General features: G+C 45.4%; 24 protein-coding genes. 14 read left to right on the top strand and 10 right to left on the bottom strand.

The window, feature by feature from the left end:
- Window positions 1-13 precede the first annotated feature (13 nt).
- The 10 genes from cysN to RIH33_RS12575 all read right to left on the bottom strand — a co-directional run bounded on the left by cysN (window position 14) and on the right by RIH33_RS12575 (window position 8,968).
- Window positions 14-1,303 carry a sulfate adenylyltransferase subunit CysN gene (cysN, locus tag RIH33_RS12620; protein ID WP_406651150.1) on the bottom strand — a complete coding sequence of 430 codons (1,290 nt, stop codon included), beginning with the start codon at window positions 1,301-1,303 and terminating at the stop codon, window positions 14-16.
- Between the two features lies 1 nt (window position 1,304).
- A complete protein-coding gene (locus tag RIH33_RS12615) occupies window positions 1,305-1,661 on the bottom strand; it encodes a four helix bundle protein (RefSeq protein WP_406651149.1) in 357 nt (118 codons plus the stop codon).
- 55 nt (window positions 1,662-1,716) lie between these two features.
- Window positions 1,717-2,622 (bottom strand): sulfate adenylyltransferase subunit CysD, encoded by a 906-nt coding sequence (cysD, locus tag RIH33_RS12610; RefSeq protein ID WP_406651148.1) that lies wholly within the window; start codon window positions 2,620-2,622, stop codon window positions 1,717-1,719.
- Between the two features lie 3 nt (window positions 2,623-2,625).
- Window positions 2,626-3,216 carry an adenylyl-sulfate kinase gene (cysC, locus tag RIH33_RS12605; RefSeq protein WP_406651294.1) on the bottom strand — a complete coding sequence of 197 codons (591 nt, stop codon included), beginning with the start codon at window positions 3,214-3,216 and terminating at the stop codon, window positions 2,626-2,628.
- 71 nt (window positions 3,217-3,287) lie between these two features.
- Window positions 3,288-4,541 carry a nucleotide sugar dehydrogenase gene (locus tag RIH33_RS12600; protein ID WP_406651147.1) on the bottom strand — a complete coding sequence of 418 codons (1,254 nt, stop codon included), beginning with the start codon at window positions 4,539-4,541 and terminating at the stop codon, window positions 3,288-3,290.
- Window positions 4,542-4,550: 9 nt separating this feature from the next.
- Window positions 4,551-5,495, bottom strand: a complete 945-nt coding sequence (locus tag RIH33_RS12595) for a UDP-glucuronic acid decarboxylase family protein (RefSeq protein WP_406651146.1) — start codon at window positions 5,493-5,495, stop codon at window positions 4,551-4,553.
- A 1-nt stretch (window position 5,496) separates the two neighbouring features.
- Window positions 5,497-6,039 (bottom strand): dTDP-4-dehydrorhamnose 3,5-epimerase, encoded by a 543-nt coding sequence (gene rfbC / locus RIH33_RS12590; RefSeq protein WP_406651145.1) that lies wholly within the window; start codon window positions 6,037-6,039, stop codon window positions 5,497-5,499.
- Window positions 6,030-6,896: a glucose-1-phosphate thymidylyltransferase RfbA gene (gene rfbA, locus RIH33_RS12585; RefSeq protein WP_406651144.1), complete on the bottom strand. Its 867-nt coding sequence runs from the start codon at window positions 6,894-6,896 to the stop codon at window positions 6,030-6,032. Before rfbA ends, rfbC begins: the two co-directional genes overlap by 10 nt.
- The gene (rfbB, locus tag RIH33_RS12580; RefSeq protein WP_406651143.1) at window positions 6,893-7,939 is read right to left on the bottom strand and encodes a dTDP-glucose 4,6-dehydratase; all 1,047 of its coding nucleotides are present in this window, start codon (window positions 7,937-7,939) and stop codon (window positions 6,893-6,895) included. The genes rfbA and rfbB overlap by 4 nt, the downstream gene beginning before the upstream one ends.
- Window positions 7,940-7,948: 9 nt before the next feature.
- Complete coding sequence (locus tag RIH33_RS12575) at window positions 7,949-8,968, bottom strand: NAD-dependent epimerase (protein WP_406651142.1); 1,020 nt, start codon at window positions 8,966-8,968, stop codon at window positions 7,949-7,951.
- A gap of 88 nt (window positions 8,969-9,056) precedes the next feature.
- Here RIH33_RS12575 and RIH33_RS12570 point away from each other — a divergent pair, with 88 nt between their 5' ends.
- The 14 genes from RIH33_RS12570 to rodA all read left to right on the top strand — a co-directional run bounded on the left by RIH33_RS12570 (window position 9,057) and on the right by rodA (window position 22,853).
- On the top strand, window positions 9,057-9,710 hold the full coding sequence (locus RIH33_RS12570) for a heme exporter protein CcmB (protein WP_406651141.1): 654 nt from the start codon (window positions 9,057-9,059) through the stop codon (window positions 9,708-9,710).
- Window positions 9,711-9,724: 14 nt separating this feature from the next.
- The gene (ccsA, locus tag RIH33_RS12565) at window positions 9,725-10,384 is read left to right on the top strand and encodes a cytochrome c biogenesis protein CcsA (RefSeq protein ID WP_406651292.1); all 660 of its coding nucleotides are present in this window, start codon (window positions 9,725-9,727) and stop codon (window positions 10,382-10,384) included.
- Complete coding sequence (locus RIH33_RS12560; protein ID WP_406651140.1) at window positions 10,377-10,604, top strand: CcmD family protein; 228 nt, start codon at window positions 10,377-10,379, stop codon at window positions 10,602-10,604. Before ccsA ends, RIH33_RS12560 begins: the two co-directional genes overlap by 8 nt.
- Window positions 10,601-11,005, top strand: a complete 405-nt coding sequence (locus RIH33_RS12555) for a cytochrome c maturation protein CcmE (RefSeq protein WP_406651139.1) — start codon at window positions 10,601-10,603, stop codon at window positions 11,003-11,005. Before RIH33_RS12560 ends, RIH33_RS12555 begins: the two co-directional genes overlap by 4 nt.
- Window positions 11,006-11,008: 3 nt before the next feature.
- On the top strand, window positions 11,009-13,528 hold the full coding sequence (locus RIH33_RS12550) for a heme lyase CcmF/NrfE family subunit (RefSeq protein ID WP_406651138.1): 2,520 nt from the start codon (window positions 11,009-11,011) through the stop codon (window positions 13,526-13,528).
- A gap of 11 nt (window positions 13,529-13,539) precedes the next feature.
- Window positions 13,540-14,319: a Rossmann-like and DUF2520 domain-containing protein gene (locus tag RIH33_RS12545; protein WP_406651137.1), complete on the top strand. Its 780-nt coding sequence runs from the start codon at window positions 13,540-13,542 to the stop codon at window positions 14,317-14,319.
- A complete protein-coding gene (locus RIH33_RS12540) occupies window positions 14,316-15,191 on the top strand; it encodes a geranylgeranylglycerol-phosphate geranylgeranyltransferase (RefSeq protein WP_406651136.1) in 876 nt (291 codons plus the stop codon). Before RIH33_RS12545 ends, RIH33_RS12540 begins: the two co-directional genes overlap by 4 nt.
- The gene (locus tag RIH33_RS12535) at window positions 15,182-15,763 is read left to right on the top strand and encodes a phosphoribosylglycinamide formyltransferase (RefSeq protein ID WP_406651135.1); all 582 of its coding nucleotides are present in this window, start codon (window positions 15,182-15,184) and stop codon (window positions 15,761-15,763) included. Before RIH33_RS12540 ends, RIH33_RS12535 begins: the two co-directional genes overlap by 10 nt.
- 34 nt (window positions 15,764-15,797) lie before the next feature.
- Window positions 15,798-17,324, top strand: a complete 1,527-nt coding sequence (gene purH / locus RIH33_RS12530; RefSeq protein ID WP_406651134.1) for a bifunctional phosphoribosylaminoimidazolecarboxamide formyltransferase/IMP cyclohydrolase — start codon at window positions 15,798-15,800, stop codon at window positions 17,322-17,324.
- Between the two features lie 62 nt (window positions 17,325-17,386).
- Window positions 17,387-18,415: a rod shape-determining protein gene (locus tag RIH33_RS12525; RefSeq protein ID WP_159582744.1), complete on the top strand. Its 1,029-nt coding sequence runs from the start codon at window positions 17,387-17,389 to the stop codon at window positions 18,413-18,415.
- Window positions 18,416-18,422: 7 nt separating this feature from the next.
- The gene (mreC, locus tag RIH33_RS12520) at window positions 18,423-19,238 is read left to right on the top strand and encodes a rod shape-determining protein MreC (protein ID WP_406651133.1); all 816 of its coding nucleotides are present in this window, start codon (window positions 18,423-18,425) and stop codon (window positions 19,236-19,238) included.
- The gene (locus tag RIH33_RS12515) at window positions 19,235-19,750 is read left to right on the top strand and encodes a hypothetical protein (protein ID WP_406651132.1); all 516 of its coding nucleotides are present in this window, start codon (window positions 19,235-19,237) and stop codon (window positions 19,748-19,750) included. The genes mreC and RIH33_RS12515 overlap by 4 nt, the downstream gene beginning before the upstream one ends.
- Window positions 19,747-21,588 carry a penicillin-binding protein 2 gene (gene mrdA, locus RIH33_RS12510; RefSeq protein ID WP_406651131.1) on the top strand — a complete coding sequence of 614 codons (1,842 nt, stop codon included), beginning with the start codon at window positions 19,747-19,749 and terminating at the stop codon, window positions 21,586-21,588. Before RIH33_RS12515 ends, mrdA begins: the two co-directional genes overlap by 4 nt.
- Window positions 21,585-22,853: a rod shape-determining protein RodA gene (rodA, locus tag RIH33_RS12505; protein WP_406651130.1), complete on the top strand. Its 1,269-nt coding sequence runs from the start codon at window positions 21,585-21,587 to the stop codon at window positions 22,851-22,853. Before mrdA ends, rodA begins: the two co-directional genes overlap by 4 nt.
- The last annotated feature ends 3 nt before the right edge of the window (window positions 22,854-22,856 follow it).

Below are 22,856 nucleotides of genomic sequence, written 5' to 3'. Positions count from 1 at the left end.
TGAGCGGTTAAAGCTAAATGATCATACCCGCTGCCACAGTCTCGTTGGTGGCATCGTCTACCAATATGATACTCCCGGTCTGTCTGTTTTTTCGGTATGAATCGGCCAGAACCGGCTTGGTGGTTCGCAACTGTACCCTACAAATATCATTCATCCCCACATTCAAATCCTCTTCATTCCGGTGAAGGGTATTGATATCCAGCTTATACCTCACCTCTTTGATCATGGCTTTCATGTCCGCAGTGGTATGACGAAGGGTATACTTGGTTCTTGGCATAGGACCTTTCTGATTCAACCAGCAAAGCATCACCTCCAAATCCTGTTTTGCCTCCGGCTGATTATTGCTTCTTACCAGCATGTCACCTCTACTCACATCCACATCATCCTCGAGTGTGATCGTCACCGACATAGGTGCATACGCCTCCTCTATCGGACCGTCATAGGTTTCGATCGTCTTAATTTTGGAGCTAAATCCGGATGGCAACACGGTTACCTCATCTCCTGGCTTGAAAATGCCGCCGGCTATGCGGCCAGCGTATCCTCTATAGTCATGATATTTGTCGGATTTTGGCCTGATCACGGTCTGCACCGGAAATCTGCAATCAATATGGTTATGGTCACTACCGATGTGCATGTGCTCCAAGGTATAAAGCAGCGTAGAGCCTTCAAACCACGGCATATTCTCGCTTCTATTGACCACATTGTCACCCTTCAGTGCGCTGATCGGTATAAACCTCACATCTTTCACATCCAGTTTAGATGCAAAATTCTCAAAGCTCTCCACAATGTTGTCATAAACTTCCTGGCTGTAATCCACCAGATCCATTTTATTGACACACACTACAAGGTGTGGAATCTGGAGTAATGATGCAATGATGGAGTGCCGGCAGGTTTGATCCACCACTCCATTTCTGGCATCTATAAGAATCAAAGCTACATTGGCCGTAGAAGCTCCGGTTACCATATTTCTGGTATACTGGATATGACCCGGTGTGTCCGCAATGATAAACTTCCGTTTCGGTGTAGCAAAATATCGATAAGCCACGTCGATGGTAATTCCCTGCTCACGCTCATCTTTTAGTCCATCGGTAAGTAAGGCTAAATCCGCTCCTTCGAGCCCCTTCCGCTCACTTGACTGACGTACCTGCTCCATCTGATCTTCAAAGATCGATTTGGAATCAAACAACAGTCTTCCAATAAGAGTGCTCTTTCCATCATCCACACTGCCAGCAGTAGTGAATCGAAGTAACTCCATGTCTAGATAGGCATTAGGTGTTTGGCTTTGGCCTTTTGCTTCTTTCATATTAAAATTTCTTAACTGATTTAATAAATGCGTTGATCTTCAGTTGTAACTGATTCAGCAGATCAATCAACTGCAGAGCATCCTCCTCTTTAATGTATTTTAAATCTAACGACAAAATAAGCTGCGTTTCTAATTCAAATGCCGACCCAATCGCAATTTCGAGAAATCGCACAAATTCCTTATTTGAGCTTCTACTACATCCTTCAGAAATATTCGAAGGGATAGAAACCGCAGCCCTTCTCATTTGTGAGGTAAACCCAAATTGTTCTTCAAGAGGCATCTGCTTTGTGACTTTATAAGTGTCCAAAGCAACTGACTTGGCTAAGATCCAAATCTCAAGATCTTTAAATTTCCTCATTACAAATTCCTTCTAACCAAAAGCCAAATACCTAAAGCCCCTTTCCCGGTACTCACTAAAAATACCCCTGACGTTTTCTGTCTTCCATGGCTGTCTCCGAGCGCTTGTCGTCTTCCCGATCTCCTCGTTCCGTATTTCGTGCTGCCGCTACTTCCTCCACAATCTTTTCCAGCGTATCTGCATCTGACTCCACTCCACCTGTAATGGTAATATCTCCTAATGTCCGGAACCTGATCACCTTTTCTACCACCTCTTCTTTAGGGTCAATCTGAATGAAATCCGATACCGGAAGCCAGGTATTGCTTCGTCTGATTACCTTTCGCTTATGAGCGAAATACAGTGAAGGAATGCCGATGTTCTCTGCCAAAATGTATTGCCAAACATCCATTTCCGTCCAGTTACTCAACGGAAACACCCTAAAGTGCTCACCATGGTGCTGCTTGCCATTGAAGATATTCCAAAGCTCAGGTCTCTGATTCTTAGGATCCCACTGGCCAAATTCATCTCTATGCGAAAAAAACCTTTCCTTGGCTCGTGCCTTCTCCTCGTCCCGTCTTGCCCCACCTATGGCCGCATCGAATTGATTTTCCTCAATGGTATCGAGCAAAGTCACCGTCTGAATAGCATTTCTAGTGGCATTTTTGCCCCGCTCCTCAGCTGCTCTGCCATCATTGATGGACTTTTGAACTGATCCTACCACGAGTTTTGCTCCGAGCGTCTCCACCAATTTGTCCCGAAAAGCTATGGTTTCCGGAAAATTGTGACCAGTATCGATGTGTACCAACGGAAATGGAATTTTTGCCGGATGAAAGGCCTTTCGGGCCAGGTGAGTGACCACAATGGAATCCTTACCTCCGGAAAACAAAATGGCCGGATTTTCGAATTGTGCAAAGACCTCTCTCAACACATAAATCGACTCTGCTTCTAATTCCTTAAGGTGCGTCAAATTATAGCTCTTCATTTGCTATTTTAATTTTGGTACTATTTGTTCGATCAATTCTTTTAGGGACTGCTCCACTGATTGTCCAGCCGTCTGAATGTGTACGTCTGGTTGCTCGGGAGTTTCAAATGGAGAGTCTATCCCCGTGAAATTAGGAATCTTACCTGCCCTGGCTTTGGCATACAGGCCTTTCACATCTCTTTGCTCACAAACCTCAAGAGGTGTATCCACAAACACCTCAATGAAATTTTCTGCACCTACCAGCTCCCTTGCCTGAGCACGATCTGTCCTAAATGGAGAGATGAAAGCCGTAAGTACTACAATTCCTGCTTCCACGAAAAGCTTCGATACCTCAGCAATCCTGCGAATGTTCTCAACTCTGCTAGAATCCGAAAAATCCAGGTCCTTATTCAATCCTGAGCGCACATTATCTCCATCCAAAATATAGGTGCCGTACCCCTGATTGAACAAATACACTTCAAATGCACTTGCCAGGGTGGACTTGCCTGAACCCGAAAGACCCGTAAACCAAATGAGTTTAGGTGCATAGCCGTTTTTCCGGACTCTGTCTTCCAGCTTGAGGGCGTGATCGTGTGGTATGATATTTTCCCGGATACTCAATGTCTTATCAAATGAAACTGATCATTTATTCAGTTTTTTACGGAATTGTTGCAAAAAACAAACCATTAAAGGCGCGAATCTACAAATTCCTTAGGTAAAAGCCCCTTTACATCAAAAATTACTGATACATTATTTCGTATCGATGACCAGTCCAATTCCAGAAACTGATCATGAGCGACTGCCAGTATAATCGCTTCATAGCTCGTGTAAGCTGGCTCACTCAGCATTTTTAAACCATATTCTGCTGACACTTCGGCATGATCCGCATTGGGATCAAATACATCCGTATCTACTCCAAAATCCACCAGCTCCCGATAGATATCAATAACACGAGAGTTTCGGATATCCGGGCAGTTTTCTTTAAACGTAATTCCCAAAATCAGAACCTTGGTCTGTTGGTTGAGCTTTTTCTTTTGGGAAAGCAATTTAATCGTTCGCTGCGCCACATAAGCTCCCATGTTGTCATTGATCTTTCTTCCAGCGAGAATTACCTGTGGATGATAACCTAGCTCCTCGGCTTTGTAGGTCAGGTAAAAGGGGTCTACTCCAATACAATGCCCTCCTACCAGTCCAGGTGCAAATTTCAAAAAATTCCACTTGGTGCCTGCAGCGTTCAAAACCTCCTGAGTGTCTATGCCTATTCGGTCAAAGATTAAACTCAACTCATTCACGAATGCTATGTTGATGTCGCGTTGTGAATTCTCTATCACCTTGGCAGCCTCAGCCACTTTAATAGATGAGGCTTTGTAAGTGCCAGCTGTGACGATGGATTTGTAAAAATCATCAACCCTTTCAGCCGTCTCGGAATCGCTCCCGCTGGTGACCTTAAGTATAGTGGTCAATCTGTGAACCTTATCTCCAGGATTGATCCGTTCTGGAGAGTAACCACAGAAAAAGTCCTGATTAAAGACCAGCCCACTCTTTTCCAACTCCGGCACACACACCTCCTCGGTGCAGCCGGGATATACGGTAGACTCATACACCACAATATCCCCCTTCTTCAACAAAGCGGAAATCATCCTTGAAGCACTTATTATGGGTCTCAGGTCTGGTTTCTTATGCTGATCTACCGGAGTAGGCACGGTGACGATGTAGAAATTGCAACCCGAAAGATCTGATGGATCTGATGAAAAAACGAGATGTTTTGAACCTAACAAATCCGCTTTGTCAACCTCCAGTGTCCTGTCAATACCTGCACCCAATTCTGATATTCTTGCGCCATTAATGTCGAATCCCAAGGTAGGGTACTTCTTCCCTGACTCCACTGCAAGTGGCAACCCAACGTATCCTAAACCTATGACCGCAACCTTGAATTCCATTCCTATAATTTAACCCAACACTTTCTTTTTAAAGTACTCTAATGTGGGTTTCAAGCCTTCCGACCTGGTGTACTTTGGTTCCCATCCTAATAGTTCTTTGGCCAGGGTAATATCAGGCTTACGCTGCTTCGGATCGTCCTTAGGAAGCGGGTTATAGCTAATCTTTGATTTACTTCCAGTGAGTCTGATAATCTCCTCACCAAACTCATTAATGGTGATCTCTTCAGGATTGCCAATGTTCACCGGACTGGCGTAATCGCTCTTTAACAGTCGATAAATGCCCTCCACTAAATCATCTACATAAGTAAATGACCTGGTTTGTGACCCATCCCCAAAAGCTGTCAGGTCTTCTCCTTTCAGAGCTTGTGAAATGAACGCCGGCAATACCCTGCCATCGTCCAGTCTCATTCTAGGACCGAAGGTGTTGAAGATTCTGACAATCCGCGTTTCCAATCCATGAAAGGTGTGGTAGGCCATGGTCAGAGCCTCCTGAAATCGTTTTGCTTCGTCGTAAACTCCTCTGGGGCCGACTGGATTCACGTTCCCCCAATAATCTTCGGTCTGAGGATGCACGAGCGGATCCCCATAAACTTCAGAGGTAGAAGCAATCAGCATCCGAGCTCCTTTGTCCTTAGCCAGACCCAAACAATTCAAAGTACCCAATGACCCCACTTTCATGGTCTGAATAGGCATTTTTAAATAATCAATAGGGCTGGCCGGAGAAGCAAAATGGAGGATGTACTCCAGGTCACCTGCCACATGTACAAACTTGGACACATCGTGATGATGAAACTCAAAATCCTTGTGTCCCATCAGGTGCTCAATATTAGAAATGTCGCCGGTAAGCAAATTATCCATGGCCACCACGGCGTAGCCTTCAGCGATAAAGCGGTCACACAAATGCGAACCCAAAAATCCTGCTCCTCCGGTAATTAATACTTTCTTTTTTGTCATCTTAATCAAATAGTTCAGCTTGTGACATCAGGGATTGATGTTGATCTTTTATGGAAATCTTTGGCGTTCCTTTTAGGCCCCAATCTATATTCAAAACAGGGTCATTATAGACGATGCCTCTTTCGTTCTCAGGTGAATAAAAATTATCCACCGCATAATAGAAAATGGTTTCATCCGCTAAGGTATAATAGCCATGGGCAAATCCTTTTGGGATGAGTAAAAAAGTATCCTGAGAATCAATCTCAATATTGAAATGCTTTCCAAATGTGGGTGAGGATTTTCTGATATCGACCACCACATCCCTTACAGCCCCGGAAATGACGCCCACCAGTTTGGTCTGCCCAAAAGGGGCTTTCTGGTAGTGCAGTCCACGCAAGACGTTCTTTTCAGATTTAGCAAAATTAATCTGTTTCACATCAAAATGAACACCTTTCTCTCCCAATGCCTTCTGGTTAAAGGATTCCAGAAAAAATCCTCGCTCATCCCCATAAACTCTGGTCTTGATGATGAAGCAATCCTTTAATGGTGTCTCTATTACTTCCATTTTGGCACCTGAAGTAAGTATTCCCCATATCCGCTTTTCAAGAGTGGCTCTGCCAGTGCTTCCAGCTGTTTCTGAGTGATAAATCCCATTTTATATGCTATTTCCTCTATACATCCTATTTTCAAACCCTGGCGCTCCTCTATCGCTCTCACAAATTCACCTGCCTGCATGAGCGATTTGAAGGTGCCTGTATCCAGCCATGCGGTCCCCCGATCCAGCTTCTCCACCCTTAATTTTCCAGCCTTTAGGTATTGATTGTTTACCTCAGTAATTTCAAGTTCACCCCTTGCGCTTGGTTTGATCCCTTTGGCTATCCTTACTACTTCATTGTCATAAAAATACAAGCCGGGTACCGCATAGTTTGATTTGGGGTCGGTTGGCTTTTCCTCAATGGAAAGCACATGCCCGTTCTTATCAAAGTCCACTACACCGTATCGCTGTGGGTCCATCACATGGTAGGCAAACACGATTCCTCCGGAAGGGTTGGCACATGCCTGTAATTTTTTAGAGAACCCTGAAGCATAAAATATATTATCTCCCAGGACGAGGGCCACAGTGTCATTACCTATAAATTCCTCACCAATGATAAATGCCTGGGCCAGTCCTTCAGGCTTCTCCTGAACAGCATAGGAAAAGGAGCAGCCAAGATTTTCTCCATCTCCGAGTAGCTCTTCAAAAACCGGTAAATCCCTGGGGGTAGAAATGATCAACACCTCCCTGATGCCGGCCAGCATGAGTACTGAAAGAGGGTAATATATCATTGGCTTATCATAAACAGGTAGTATCTGCTTACTAATGGCATGCGTCAAAGGATGCAGCCTCGTGCCTGAACCGCCCGCTAGTATAATTCCTTTCATGATTGGTAGTGTGCGTTATAATAATTTTGGTACTCTCCTGAAGTGACATCTGTCAGCCAATTCTGATTCTCCAAGTACCAGTCAATCGTTTTCTCCAATCCCTCTTCGAACTGGAGTGATGGCTCCCAGCCAAGTTCATTTTTCAGCTTGGAGGCATCGATGGCGTACCTCAAATCATGACCAGCCCTATCCGTCACAAAAGTGATGAGCTTCTCTGAAGTGCCAGGTGCATTTCCCAACTTCCTATCCATAATCTTACAGAGCAGTTTCACCAAATCAATATTGGTCCATTCATTGAAGCCTCCAATATTATAGGTTTCGCCCGTTTTCCCTTTGTGATAAATCACATCTATGGCACTGGCATGATCCTCCACGAATAACCAATCCCGGATATTTTCACCCTTTCCGTAGACCGGAATTGATTTTCCATGCTGAATATTATTGATGGTTAAAGGAATCAATTTCTCGGGAAAATGAAAGGACCCGTAATTATTGGAACAATTGGAGATGATAACAGGCAGCTGATAAGTATTGTGATATGCCCGCACGAAGTGATCCGACGCAGCCTTGGAGGCTGAATAAGGGGATTTGGGATCGTATGAAGTAGACTCTGTAAAATATCCCTCAGTCCCTAAAGACCCATAGACCTCATCAGTTGAAACGTGGTAAAAACGTCTGCCAGTCATGCCTTTCCAGCTGGCTTTTGCTGCGTTGAGCAGCGTTACGGTACCCATGACATTGGTTTCCACAAACGCCATGGGGTTGCTAATCGATCTGTCCACGTGAGATTCTGCTGCCAGATGAATGACTCCATAGAAATCATTACTTTCGAAAAGATTTTTCAGCAATACTGCATCACAAATATCTCCCTTAATAAAGGTGTAATTAGGTGCTGCTTCGATATCGCGAAGGTTTTCAAGATTCCCCGCGTATGTCAACTTATCCAGATTGAAAATATGGTACTCAGGGTACTTTTTCACGAATAACCGCACCACGTGAGATCCTATGAAGCCTGCTCCCCCTGTTATAAGCACTTTTTTCATTCCTACAATTTATAGATTATAGTACTCCCTGTACCAGTCCATGAAATTATTAATTCCTGTTTCGATGCTGGTGGCTGGCTTGTAATCCACGGCCTCTTCCAATGCAGAAACATCCGACACACTTGAAGGCACGTCGCCAGTCTGTAGGGGCAAAAAATTGATCTTAGCCTTCTTTCCAATTTTCTTTTCTATCGCCTCAATAAAATCCATCAACTTCACGGGTGAGTTATTTCCAATGTTGAAAATACGATAGGGCCCAAAACTCGTGCTTGGGTTCGGATCATTGGAATCCCAACCCGGGTCAGGAAGGCTTGGCTGTGGCAGCAATCGGCAAATGCCCTCCAGGATATCATCTACATAGGTAAAATCTCTCAGCATCTGCCCATGGTTATAGACGTCAATGGGCTCGTCTTTGAGCATTTTGGTGGCAAAAATAAACATCGCCATATCTGGTCGGCCCCAGGTACCATATGCTGAAAAAAAACGCAGACCGGTCGTTGGGATATTATAGTTGACCGAATAGGCATGGGCCATCAGCTCGTTGGTCTTTTTGGTGACGGCATATAAAGATACCGGGTGGTCAATATTCTGTTTCTCAGAGAAAGGCAGATTGGTGTTTGCTCCATACACTGAGCTGGAGGAAGCATAAATCAGGTGCTTAATCCCAAATTTCTTACAAGCCTCCAGTATATTCAAAAAGGCCGTGAGGTTATAATCGATGTAATCCTGTGGATGTGTCAACGAGTGCCTCACTCCTGCCTGAGCAGCCAGGTTCACGGCATATTGAAAGCCATGTGTCTCAAAGCACTCAAACACCCTGGCCTTATCCATCAGATTGAAGCGGTAAAAGGTAAAATTTTTAAATTCAGCCAGGATTTTTAGTCGGTCTTCCTTGAGTTGAAGGTCGTAATAGTCATTGACCATGTCTATACCTACTACCTCATAACCTTCGCTCAATAATCGTCGGGCTAAATGAAATCCTATAAAACCGGCGGTCCCGGTGACCAAAATGGGTGTATGCTTATCCAAAAGATTTTTTATGCAATGCTAAAATCATTGTGGGCTTTTTACAAGTAATCATGAGCATTGTAAGGTTTTTAACTCTTAATTTTGCCACATGCTCAAGCAACTGAGGTGGTTGATTTACAAAGATTTACAAATAGACTGGCGCTCAAAATACCCGCTGGCGGGTATTCTACTGTACATCACCTCCCTGATCATCACCAGCTACCTGTCCTTTACGGGCTTTATTGAGCCCAAAACCTGGAACGCGCTTTTCTGGCTGATTCTGCTTTTTATTTCTATCAATGCCGTGGCCAAAAGCTTCTCGCAGGAGGAAGACCGTACCCTTTACTATTTTCACCTCATCCGGCCAGAGCGCATCATTCTGGCCAAACTTATCTATTATAGCCTCTATCAATGGCTTCTCATCGGAGGCGCATTATTGGTCTACACCATTTTTCTGGGCTTTCCGGTGAAAGAAATGACGCCTTTTGTGGTCAACCTGCTCATTGGTTCTTTTGGTTTGTCCTCAGCATTTACCATGGTTTCCTCCATTGCCAGTAAAACCAACAACAATGCCGTGATGATGGCCATTTTGGGGTTCCCGGTCATCATACCCATCCTGATACTTGCCATTTCCAACTCCAAAACGATTGTTTTGGGCGGATCTTGGGCCGACATAAACGATAACTTGATTACACTCCTGAGTGTGAATGTTATTATCATTGCGCTCTCTTATATACTGTTTCCTTTTACCTGGAAATCCTAGCTATGAATTATCTTTTGAAGACGAACTGGTGGAAGTGGCTGGCAATAATTTTACTGGCCTATGTGGTGGTAGGTGGCTTCCTTTTCACGGTTCCAAGGCTCCCAATTCTCAACGAGACTATACGAGTACTACACTTCCACGTACCCATGTGGTTTGGCATGCTTTTTTTATTTCTCGCCTCCGTAATTCACTCCATCAGGTACTTATCCAATGGCAACCAGAAGCACGACATTATCAGTAGCCAACTGGCTACTGTCGGCATTCTCTTTGGGGTACTGGGAATGATCACAGGTATGTTCTGGGCTACATTCACCTGGGGCGAACCCTGGAGCAGTGACCCCAAACAAAATGCCTCGGCCATAGGGCTGCTGATCTATTTCGCTTATTTCATTTTGCGGGGATCTCTTCAGGATGAACAGCAAAAAGCACGTATTTCTGCCGTATATAACATTTTTGCTTTTGCGGCACTCATTCCGCTGCTATTTATCCTGCCAAGGATGACCGATAGCCTGCACCCAGGTAATGGAGGCAATCCAGGCTTCAATGCGTATGACCTGGACAGTAACCTCAGAATGGTATTTTATCCGGCAGTCATAGGCTGGACGCTGCTCGGTTTTTGGGTGGCAACTATCAAAATCCGATATGCGTTTTTAATCCAAAAAACAGATGATTAACCTCATGCACTTACTACCGAACTTATTGAACAGCCTGGGGGTTGTTTTGAGCACCATCCTTTTACAGATCCCTATGGCGGACACTTTCCGAAGTGAAGGAAAAATATATGTGGTACTGGCTGTGGTACTGATCATATTGGGTGGATTGTTTTATTACCTGCTGAGGATCGAGAGAAAGTTGAAAAAATTGGAAGACGAGATCAATAAAAATAACCCATGAAAAAGAGTCACATTTTCGGAATCATCATCATTGCCATTGCCATAGTGGTCATCATGACCACTGCGGGTGACGCCAGTGCCTATGTTACCTTCGAAGACGCAAAAGAATTGGCCGAGAAGGGAAACAACAACAAAATCCATGTAGTGGGCAAACTCAAAAAGACTCCTGATGGTGCTGTTGTAGGTGTTGAAAGCAGCCCGGATATGCTTTCGTTCAAATTTGAAATGCTGGACGAAAACAACGTCTCTCAGGTCGTGTACTATCCTAATCCTATGCCCACTGACTTTCTGCGGTCAGAGCAGGTAGTGGTGGTGGGAGCCTACCAAAACGGAAAATTTGTGGCGGACAAAATATTACTTAAATGCCCTTCTAAATATCAGGAAGAAGGCGTCAATGTATAACCTATGATTCATTACTTCCCGGGCAACTTGGGCCATCTTCTGGTGATATTGGCGTTCGTCTCTGCCATCGTTGCCACCTACGCTTTTGCCAAAAACATCAATGACAATGAGCAGAAATGGGCCCGGTTTGCCAAAGGTGCCTACTACCTGCATGCCGCTGCCATATTAAGCATCGTGATCACCCTTTTCGTGATGATCTCAGGCCATATGTTTGAGTATCACTATGTCTACAACTATACCTCGAAATTCCTGCCTCCGTACTATCAGGTTTCCAGCTTTTGGAATGGCCAGGAAGGTTCTTTTCTGCTGTGGATGTTTTGGAACGCCGTGCTGGGTCTCATCCTTATTCATACCAACAAGTCATGGAGACCGTCACTCATGGCAGTATTTACCTTCACCCAGGTATTTCTGGTTTCCATGATCATGGGCGTAGTGATCTTCGATGTGAAGATCGGGAGCTCACCATTCATCCTGCTCAGGGATGTGGTGAACGATGCTATATTTCAGCTTCAACCTGACTTTATCCCTGAAGATGGAAGAGGTTTGAACCCATTGCTTCAAAATTATTGGATGGTCATTCATCCACCTACCTTATTTCTTGGCTTTGCCACCACGGTTATCCCCTTTGCCTATGCCATCGCAGGGTTGATCACTGGCAAATACAAAGAATGGATCCGGCCTGCTCTCCCATGGGCGCAGTTCTCAGCGGCGGTACTTGGAGTTGGAATTTTGATGGGGGCCTACTGGGCATACGAGACCCTTAACTTTGGCGGCTACTGGAACTGGGATCCAGTGGAAAATGCCATCTATGTTCCCTGGCTGATCATGGTAGCAGGCATTCACACCATGATTGCTTTTAAGAAAAGCGATGCGGCTCTTAAAGCTTCCATTATCTTGATTTTGTCCACCTATGTGCTCATCGTTTATTCCACCTTTCTGACAAGGAGCGGAGTACTCGGAAACGCCTCGGTACACTCTTTTACAGACCTTGGACTTTCAGGACAGTTACTTATTTACCTCTTTGTCTTCACCGGGTTATCCATCTTTCTGGCCGCAAGAGCCTGGAAGAAAATTCCGGAAAGCAAAGAAGAAACTTCAGCTTACTCACGCGAGTTTTGGATATTCATGGGCGCTACAGTCCTGTCCCTAATGGCTTTTCAAGTCATCATTCCCACCTCCATCCCGGTCTGGAATGAAATCGTGGAGGCTTTCGGGGGCACGTCTAATATGGCTCCCCCGGCAGATCAGGTCGGCTTTTATACCCAATTTCAGCTTTACTTTGCCATCATCCTGGCCGTACTTTCTGGTACCGGTCAGTTTTTCTGGTGGAAAAAGGTCGATGGCAAAAAACTCAGGCAAGAACTCACTGTTCCGGTGATGCTTTCTCTGATAGTGACTGCTTTGATTTTTATTCTGGCCAAAGTACAGAACATCTGGTATCTGCTGCTGCTCACTGCCTCTGTCTATTCCATTTTCGCCAATGGAAAGATTTTAATCTCCGTGGCCAGATCCAACATTAAACTTTCGGGCGGATCCATTGCCCACATCGGGGTGGCTATGATGCTGATAGGCATTCTGTTTAGCTCTGGTTATTCCAAAATACTTTCGAAAAACAATACCGGTCTGCTTTGGAGTAAAGAGTTTCCAGATGAGGTGAACCAGAACAACCTTCTTTTATTCCTCAACGAACCACGACAAATGGCAGGCTACTCCCTCAATTATAAGGGATTAAGAAAACTGACCAAAAATGCTGGCTACGTGGACATCAATGACATAGAGGGGGCCATCAGCCCACTGCAGCTGGTGATGGGCAATGAGAGCAGAACCAGCACCGATGTGCTCCTCAAAAAAGGAGATACCATCGCCATTATCAATCCTGAAAACAGCTACTTCGAAATTGAATACAGCAAATTGGATGGCAGCAGGTTCACGCTTTTCCCACGGGTGCAGATCAATGAAACCATGGACATGATCGTATATTCCCCGGACATCAGCCGTACGCTAAAAGCCGATCTTTATACCCATGTGAGAACCTTCCCCGACCCTGAGCAAACAGTAGAGTGGAGTGAAATTGAGGAGATCACTGTTACCCCCGGGGATCAGTTTTTCATCAATGACTATGTGGCCCGATTCATCGACATGGTGCCGGTATCACGCGTAGAAGGGGTTGAAATGGGCCCCTCAGATGTCGCTGTAAAAGCCATCATCGAAATAGAAGGAGAGCAAAAAACGTATACCGCCGAGCCTGTTTACATCATTAAAGACAAGATGGCAGGACGTATACCCGATGTGATTAGCGATCTCGCATCCAGAATCACCATACAGTCCATCAAGCCTGAAGAAAACAGTTTTGTTTTTGGCCTCAGTACCACTCAAAAAGACTGGATCATCATAGAGGCAGTGGAAAAGCCCTGGATCAATATCCTTTGGTCGGGTACATTGTTACTCGTCATCGGTTTTGGGATCGCCATCAACAGGCGCTACACCGAGTTTAAAAAGATGCGTGACAAAGGAATGGAGTAATTTGCAGTGTCATGCCGTTTAAAATTGCAATTCTAGGGACCGGAAATGTAGGTTATCATTTGGCCAGAAGGCTAAAAGAAGTTGATCATATGCCAGCTATGATCATAGGCCGGGATGCTGAGAAGGTCCGCTTGATGGTGAATGATTTAGCCCTCAGCTCAGAACATTCCTCACAGACCAGCTTCATTGAAATTCCATTTGACTTTGTGCTCCTGGCAGTACCGGATAGGGCCATTGAACAGGTAGTCAGACAATACCAGTTTCACAAAAAGAGCATCATTGTCCACACATCAGGGGCGCAGCCCCTGAACCTACTGACGGAGGTGGATCATTGCGGAGTCCTCTACCCTTTTCAAACATTTACCAAAAACAAACCGGTGGATTTTGAGCAAATTCCGCTACTCGTTGAAGGTAATAGCAAGTTTTCCCTTGCAAAAATTCTTGAACTGGCCACCTTGTTCGGGCACGATATTCACCAGGTCAATTCGGAAAAAAGGCTTAAAATTCACCTGGCTGCCGTTTTTGCCAGTAATTTCACCAATTACCTTTACTCAATCGCGGATGATATTTTGAAAGACACCGGTCTTCAGCTCAGTGATCTCAACCATCTGATGCAGGAAACCGCAGAAAAAGCTATCGAATTAAATCCAAGAATGGCACAAACCGGACCAGCCATACGACACGATGAAGCCGTTATTCAAAAACATTTGAATCTGCTGGAAAGCCATCCAGACTTCAAATCCATCTACACAATAATCAGTGAGCAGATTGGTTTACTAAACAAAAAATGAAAAGACTGATTCGATACGATTTTGTAGGGTTTCTTATTGCGAGTCGCATCCCTAACCTGATCGTGATCGGCGCCACTCAGTACCTCACTGCTTTCTTTCTGGTAAGTGACTATCCCAATAAATTACAGCAGATCACTGGACTTGGTTTTTTTGGCATGGTCGTCAGCACCGTGATGATAGCCGCCGGTGGTTATATCATCAACGACTACTATGACCAGAAAATAGACATGATCAATCGGCCACAAAAGGTGGTCGTCGGAACCATGTTTAGAAGACGCCTGGCTATGCTGGCCCATTTTCTTCTAACCATTGGGGGCATAGGTCTGGGCTTTTATCTGGATATAAAAATCGGCGTTCTCCATATCGTTTCTTCCTTTTTCCTGTGGTATTACTCCAATTACCTGCGCCGAATTACTCTGATTGGTAACGTGATTATCGCCATGCTCACAGGGCTTACGCTCCTTATAGTGACCGTGTATCTGGAGCGCAACGAAGTGCTGGTTTACATCTATTCACTTTTCGCCATGGCAATTATTCTGATACGGGAGGTGCTCAAAGACATAGAAGATGTAAAAGGAGATGCCACCTTTGGTTGCCAAAGTATTCCGGTCATCTTTGGTATTCGCGGCGCAAAACTCTTCATCTACCTGGTCTGCCTGGGCAGCGCTGGGCTCCTTGTCTCCTTTCTCATCACTACAGACATCTGGTTGGTCAGGTATTACTTTTTAGGACTGGTTCCTATTTTTCTGTGGTTCATCTACCGACTGGTGATGGCAGATCGTCAGAAAGAATTCAATTCACTGGTTAGATTTACCAATCTCATTATCTTATCTGGACTGGTAAGCATGATACTCATAAAAACATGGATTTGAACATTGCCATTTTTGCGTCTGGTAGCGGAACCAACGCCGAACAGTTGGTCAAACACTTTAGTCAGGTGGAAGGAATCAGCACCTCCATTATACTGTCCAACAAGCCGGATGCCTTCGTATTGGAACGGGCCAGAAAACTGGGAATTCCGACTTCAACATTCTCCAAATCAGAATTTACAGCGCCCACATTCCTGAGCGTATTGGAAAGCCATAGGATTGATTATATCATACTGGCAGGCTTCCTTTGGAAAATTCCAGCCTACCTGATCCAGGCTTTTGAAAATAGGATCATCAACATTCACCCTTCCCTCTTACCGAAATATGGCGGAAAGGGAATGTATGGGAGCTACGTCCATGAAGCAGTCATTGCTCAGGGTGAGAAAACTTCAGGAATTACCATCCACCTGGTCAACGAGAAATATGATGATGGCCGCATCCTTTTTCAGGCCAGTTGTGACCTCTCGCCTGAGGATACTCCCGATACACTTGCTTCCAAGATTCACACTTTGGAGCATCAGTATTTTCCGCAAATAGTGGAGGATTACATCAGGGATTACACCTTAAAAACATGATAAATCTTTAGCTTTGCAGCTTATTTTCAGATAGATGAGCGAAGTAAAGATCAAATCAGCACTAATTTCAGTTTTTTATAAGGATGGATTGGCTCCAATTGTTGAAAAACTCAACGAATTGGGGGTAAAACTCTACTCCACAGGAGGCACTCAAAAATTCATTGAGGACATGAATGTGGCAGTTACTCCGGTGGAAGACATCACCGAATACCCATCGATCTTTGGTGGCAGGGTGAAAACTTTACATCCGAAAATATTCGGAGGGATTCTGCACCGCAGAGACCATGAGGGTGATCAGAAAGAAAAAGAGCAATTTGAAATACCCGCCATCGATCTGGTGATTGTGGACCTTTATCCTTTTGAGGAAACCGTGGCCAGCGGGGCCAGTGAAGCAGATATTATTGAAAAAATAGATATTGGCGGGATTGCACTCATCAGAGGAGCAGCCAAAAACTTCCAGGATGTGCTGATCGTCAGCTCCCGCAACTACTATAGTGACCTCCTGGGTCTGCTGAATAACAAAAATGGAAATACTGACCTGGCGGACAGAAAACTGTTTGCTACAAGGGCATTTGATACCTCCTCGCATTACGATTCAGCTATTTTCACCTACATGAACCGAGACCATTCGGTTCCTTCATTCAAGGTGAGTGGCGCCAATGGCAAAGTCCTGAGGTACGGTGAAAACCCTCACCAGCAGGGGGTGTTTTATGCAGAGTCTGAATCCTATTTTGATCAGATTCATGGCAAGGAGATCTCTTATAACAACCTCGTAGATATAGAAGCCGCCATACAGCTCATTGGCGAATTTGGAGATGAGACGGCATTCGCGATACTGAAACATAACAACGCTTGTGGGGTGGCTACGGGCAGTGATGTAAAGACTGCTTATCTGAAAGCATTCGCCGCAGATACCATTTCTGCGTTTGGTGGTGTGCTTATTTGCAATCAGGAAATCACCAAAGAGGCCGCCGAAGAAATGCACAGCCTTTTCTTTGAAATCCTTATCGCCCCGGCGTTCAGTGATGAGGCACTCACCGTATTACAACAAAAGAAAAACAGAATCCTTTTGGTCCAGAAGAAAAGCTGGAACAGGGAAAAGATCCATAAGAGCATGCTCAACGGCACCTTGGTTCAGGACTATGACAACATTACTGACAGTGAAGAGCATTTGAAAGTGGTGACCAAAGTGGCTCCATCTGCTGAGGATGTGAAGAGTCTGTTATTTGCTTCAAAAATCTGTAAACAGTCCAAATCCAACACCATCATACTGGCCAAAGACGGACAACTTTACGCGAGTGGAGTGGGTCAGACTTCCCGTGTAGATGCACTGGAGCAGGCTATTGCCAAGGCCCAAAAGTTCGGTTTTGACCTCCAGGGGGCTGTCATGGCCTCAGATGCTTTCTTCCCATTTCCAGATTGCGTGGAAATTGCCGATAAGGCAGGGATAAAGGCGGTGATCCAGCCTGGAGGCTCAGTGAAAGATCAGCTTTCTATCGACTATTGCGATCAAAATGGCATGTCTATGGTCTTTACAGGAACCCGTCATTTTAAACATTAGTAAAACAGTACAATACATATTAAATTCGTAGCTTTCCCTACCAATAATACAGCGAGCAGAACATGGGTTTTTTTGATTTCTTCAACAGTGACATAGCGATAGACTTAGGCACAGCCAATACCTTAATCATTAGCAAGGACAAAATTGTGGTGGATGAGCCTTCTATCATTGCCATCGACAAAAACAGCAATAAAGTTTTAGCTATAGGTCGTGAGGCGATGCAGATGCATGAGAAAACCCACGAAAACATTAAGACCATTCGCCCTCTCAAGGATGGTGTGATCGCCGACTTCCATGCCGCCGAGCACATGATCAGAGGCATGATCAAAATGATCGACAATGGGAACAAAAAGTGGTTGCCCTCTTCTCACAGGATGGTCATCTGTATCCCCTCAGGAATCACCGAGGTGGAAAAGCGAGCGGTACGTGACTCTGCGGAGCATGCTGGTGCCAAAGAAGTCTACATGATCCATGAGCCTATAGCAGCAGCCATTGGTATCGGCATCAACATAGAGCAGCCCATCGGCTCCATGATTGTAGATATCGGGGGTGGTACCACAGAGATTGCCGTTATCGCGTTGAGCGGCATTGTTTGTGACCAGTCCATTCGTGTGGCGGGTGACTCGTTCAACAAAGATATTTTGGACTACATGAGACGTCAGCACAACCTGCTCATCGGGGAACGTACTGCTGAGCGTGTGAAAATAGAAGTAGGGTCAGCCCTTACTGAGCTGGACGACGGACCAGAGGATTATGAAATCAGAGGTCGGGATTTGATGACTGGTATTCCAAAAGTGATCAAGATTTCCTATTCGGAAATTGCCTTCGCTATTGACAAGTCGGTCTCTAAAATTGAAGAAGCCGTACTCAAAGCGCTGGAGATTTCTCCGCCTGAACTGTCTGCGGACATCTACGACAATGGCATCTACCTGACCGGAGGTGGCGCATTGCTCAGAGGCCTTGACAAGCGGCTCTCCATGAAAACCAAACTACCAATTCATATCGCTGAAGATCCATTGAGAGCAGTGGTAAGGGGCACCGGACTGGCGCTGAAAAACCTGAACCAGTTCAAGCCTGTTTTAATGACGTAATTTCTGAATGCAAAATTTACTCTACTTCCTCTATCGGTTTAGAACCTTTGGGTTATTTCTGCTATTGGAAGGTATATGTGCCTGGCTGATTATCGCTTATAATAATCAGCCAAATGCAGCATTCCTTAACTCATCTAACAGGCTCGTGGCCGGGATCAACACCCTCACCAGCAACACAGGGGACTACTTTCAGCTGAAAAAGATCAATGATCAGCTTATAGCGGAAAATTTGCTTTTGCGTGAGCAACTCGCCAATGTGAGTCTTGGTCTGGTTCAAATCGATTCCTCCGCCCGCAAGTATAATTTGTTCAAAGCCAAAGTCATCAACAACACCTTCCAACGGTCCATGAATTACCTTACACTGGATGTGGGATCGAAAGATCAGGTGCTCCCTGGTATGGGCGTCGTGGGTGGCGAAGGGATCGTAGGTCAGGTAAAATCCGTCTCCGCTAACTTCGCTACGGTAACCTCATTGCTCCATAGAAATCTGATGGTTTCCAGTTCTGTCAAGCGCACTCATACCCTGTGCACAGTTCAGTGGGATGGCGTAAGCCCTCTGGAAGCCTCTCTGAAATATATCCCCAGGCACATTCCGATCAACGTTGGGGATACGATTGTCTCCTCGGGCTACAATGCCGTATTCCCGGAAAACATACCCATTGGAACGATCAGCGAGTATCAGCTGGAGGAAAATGATGTGTTCTATGAGGCCAAAATCAAACTGGCTGTAGATTTCAGCTCGCTGGAATATGTGTACCTGATCCAAAATGTGCACAAGACCGAGCAGGATAGTCTGGAAACTGAAACCCAAGTGATCCAATGATTCGAGTCAACATACAACAGCAGGTTTTGCACTTTATCGTATTTCTACTGATACAAATCCCCTTTTTGTATAAGCTCATTCTGTTCAACAGCGCTTTTGGATTTTTCTACATTGGGTTTATTCTCTTTCTGCCCTATGCACTGAACCGGAGCCTCACTATGGTGATCGCCTTTCTGACAGGGCTCATCATTGATGTCTTTTCCAACACCCCGGGCATACATGCCTCTGCATGTATTCTGGTAGCTTTCATGAAAGATAGCTGGTTTAACATGATGATGGGTACCTCCGATGATGATGTATACCTGGACTGGAATGAATTAAAAATCTGGGGATCGATCAAATACCTCCTCCCGCTTATTTTCATCCATCACACCATCATTTTTGCCGTAGAAAATGGTGGATTTAATTCTTTTGGATTTTTGTTCAGTAAAATAATATACAGCTCCCTGTATAGTTTCATCATTGTATTTGGGCTCAGCTTTTTGATGGCCCCGAAAGCAAGAAGAATATGAATACCAGAGCAATCGTCATACAAGGCTTTATTTTGTTGGTAGCGCTCATCTTTTCTATCCGTTTGTTTTCCATACAGGTGATAGATGATGAATACAAACTAGCGGCTGAAAACAATATTGTTCAGAAAATAGTGGACTATCCTTTCCGGGGATTGATGTATGATCGGTTCGGGGAATTGATGGTTTATAATACGCCCGTGTATGACCTCATGATAGTGCCAAAGGAAGTAAACCTGAGCGATTCCTCTGCTTTGATAAAGCTTTTAGAAATCGACCACCAGACCTTCCTGACCAGATATCAAAAGGCTCGAAAATACTCACCAATCCTCGCTTCCAAATTTATGGAGCAGATACCCAATGACTTCTTTGCCAAAATACAGGATCGGCTGGTTGCATTTGATGGCTTCTATGTCCTGCCCCGTACGGTGCGTGGGTATCAGCACGATATGCTTTCCAATACGCTGGGCTATGTGGGTGAGATCAACAGGAGTCAGATTATCAGAGATACCAGCAACTACTACAAGTCGGGGGATTACATTGGTATTTCCGGGGTAGAAAAGCAGTATGAAGAAAAACTTCGTGGCAAGCGCGGCCTGAGATACAAAATCGTCAACGTGCAGGGCGTAGAAAAGGGAAAGTTTAGAGACGGAGCCTTCGATACGGTATCTATCCCGGGCAAGAGCATACATCTCACCATCAATACCGAACTGCAGGAGTATGCCGAAAAATTGCTGAAAGGTAAGGTGGCAGGCCTGGTCGCGATAGATCCCAGAACCGGCGAAATACTGGCGATGGTTTCCACACCGTCTTATGACCCTGCCCTGCTCAGCGGCAGGGATTTGGGCAAAAATTTCCAGAAGATCAGGGAGGATTCTCTCACTCCCCTATTCAATCGGCCATTGCAGGCCATGTATCCTCCCGGGTCGATGTTCAAAACCCTCCAGGCACTCATCGCTATGGAAGAAGGAGTGGTCCGGCCGAGAGAGCAGATTTACTGTGAAGGAAATCTGATAGGAGACCTTGCCCCTATTGGAAGTTATGATGTGGTCAAGGCCATCACCTATTCGTCCAACAACTACTTCTACAAGGTCTTCAAAAGAGTGATCGAGCAAGGCGAACATGAAAGCCGGTACATCGATTCACGCATAGGGCTGGAAAAATGGAATGGTTATGTGGATCAATTTGGCCTGGGGCGGAAACTGGGTGTGGACATCCCCAATGAGCAAGCCGGACTGGTCCCCAATATTCAATACTACGATCGATACATAGGCACCAACCGCTGGGCCTTTAGCAATATCTATTCACTCAGCATTGGGCAGGGGGAGCTGCTGGTAACCCCACTTCAAATGGCCAATCTGGGGGCCATTTTAGCCAACAAAGGATTCTATTATACCCCGCACATCGTAAAGTCAGTGGAAGGAGAACCTGCAGTGGAGATCAGGAAAAACAGCATTGACATTAAGCCGGAATATTTTGGCGTGGTACTGGATGGAATGGAAAAAGTCATAGAGGAAGGCTCAGGAAGGCGAGCCTATATTCCGGACCTACCCATCTGTGGAAAAACCAGCACCGTAGAAAACCCACACGGGATGGACCACTCAGGTTTTATGGGATTCGCTCCAAAGGATGATCCACAGATAGCCATAGCTGTCTACGTGGAAAATGCCGGCTGGGGGGGCAGAGCTGCAGGCAGCACTGCCAGTCTGGTCATAGAAAAGTACATCAAAGGAGAAATCTCCAGACCCTGGGTAGAGGAGTTTGTTCTGAAAGGAGACTTTCTGGACGAAAAGCAGAAGAAGACATTAAAGGAAATGAATATGGCCAGGCTGAACCAATGAGAAACGATCAACTCATCAATAAGCTCGACTGGCAGGTCATTCTGATTTACCTGATTCTGGTATTCAGTGGCTGGCTAAACATCTATGCGGCAGACTATGATCCGGATGTGAACAATGGCATTCTGAATTTTAGCATGAGCTCCGGGAAGCAGCTCATCTGGATAGGCTCCTCTTTCCTGCTGATCGCTTTGATCATGCTTCTGGATTTTCGGTTCTACGATTCCTTCGCCTACATCATTTACGGAATTCTGATTTTTCTTCTCATAGTGGTCTTAATCTTCGGTCAGGAAGTGGCCGGATCCAAATCCTGGTTTGAGTTGGGGGCATTCAAGTTTCAGCCCGCAGAATTCACCAAGTTTGCCGCTGCCCTCGGACTGGCCAAGTACCTGAGCAAATCCACTCGCAAATCCTCTGACCTGAAAGTGCAGAGCACCGGGTTTCTTTTCATTGGGCTACCCATGATCCTTATCATCTTACAAGGTGACCTGGGAAGTGCCATGGTTTTCGGGAGCCTCATTTTGGTGATGTTCAGAGAAGGAATGCATCCGCTGATTCTTATTCTTGGATTGGGGGTAATTATCCTTTTCCTACTCACCCTGTTGGTCAGTCAGACTGTACTGCTCATCGGCATAGTGGTGCTCACGCTGCTAGCCCTGGGGCTCGTGGCCAAGTCCCCTCCTAAAATTGCCATTGTCCTGATTGCCGGGCTTCTCACTGCCGGATTTATCAGAAGTGTGGATTTTATACTCACTGATGTACTCAAACCTCACCAGCAAAAACGAGTGATGTCCCTGATCAACCCTAATGCTGACCCTTTGGGAGTGGGTTGGAATGTGACACAATCTAAAATTGCCATAGGATCCGGGGGGCTAACCGGAAAAGGTTATTTAGAGGGGACTCAGACCAAATTTGACTTTGTGCCAGAGCAAACCACAGATTTCATTTTCTGTACCATAGGTGAAGAGCAAGGCTGGATTGGCAGCTTTTTGCTGGTCGCTCTGTTCAGCACACTCTTTGTCCGTCTGATATACCTGGCCGAACGACAAAAATCCTCCTTTGCACGGATCTATGGCTATGGTGTGGCCTCCATACTTTTCTTTCACTTTGCGGTGAACATTGCCATGACCATAGGGCTGTTCCCGGTGATAGGGATTCCACTACCCTTTTTCAGCTATGGGGGTTCGTCCCTTTGGGGATTTTCAATGCTGCTTTTCTCCTTTCTGAAATTGGATGCTCACAGGATGCAAGTCCTTCAGCGATGGTGATGA

It is taken from the genome of Marinoscillum sp. (genome assembly GCF_040222955.1).
Taxonomy (GTDB): domain Bacteria; phylum Bacteroidota; class Bacteroidia; order Cytophagales; family Cyclobacteriaceae; genus Marinoscillum.
This window is presented reverse-complemented; position numbering and strand designations above follow the sequence as displayed.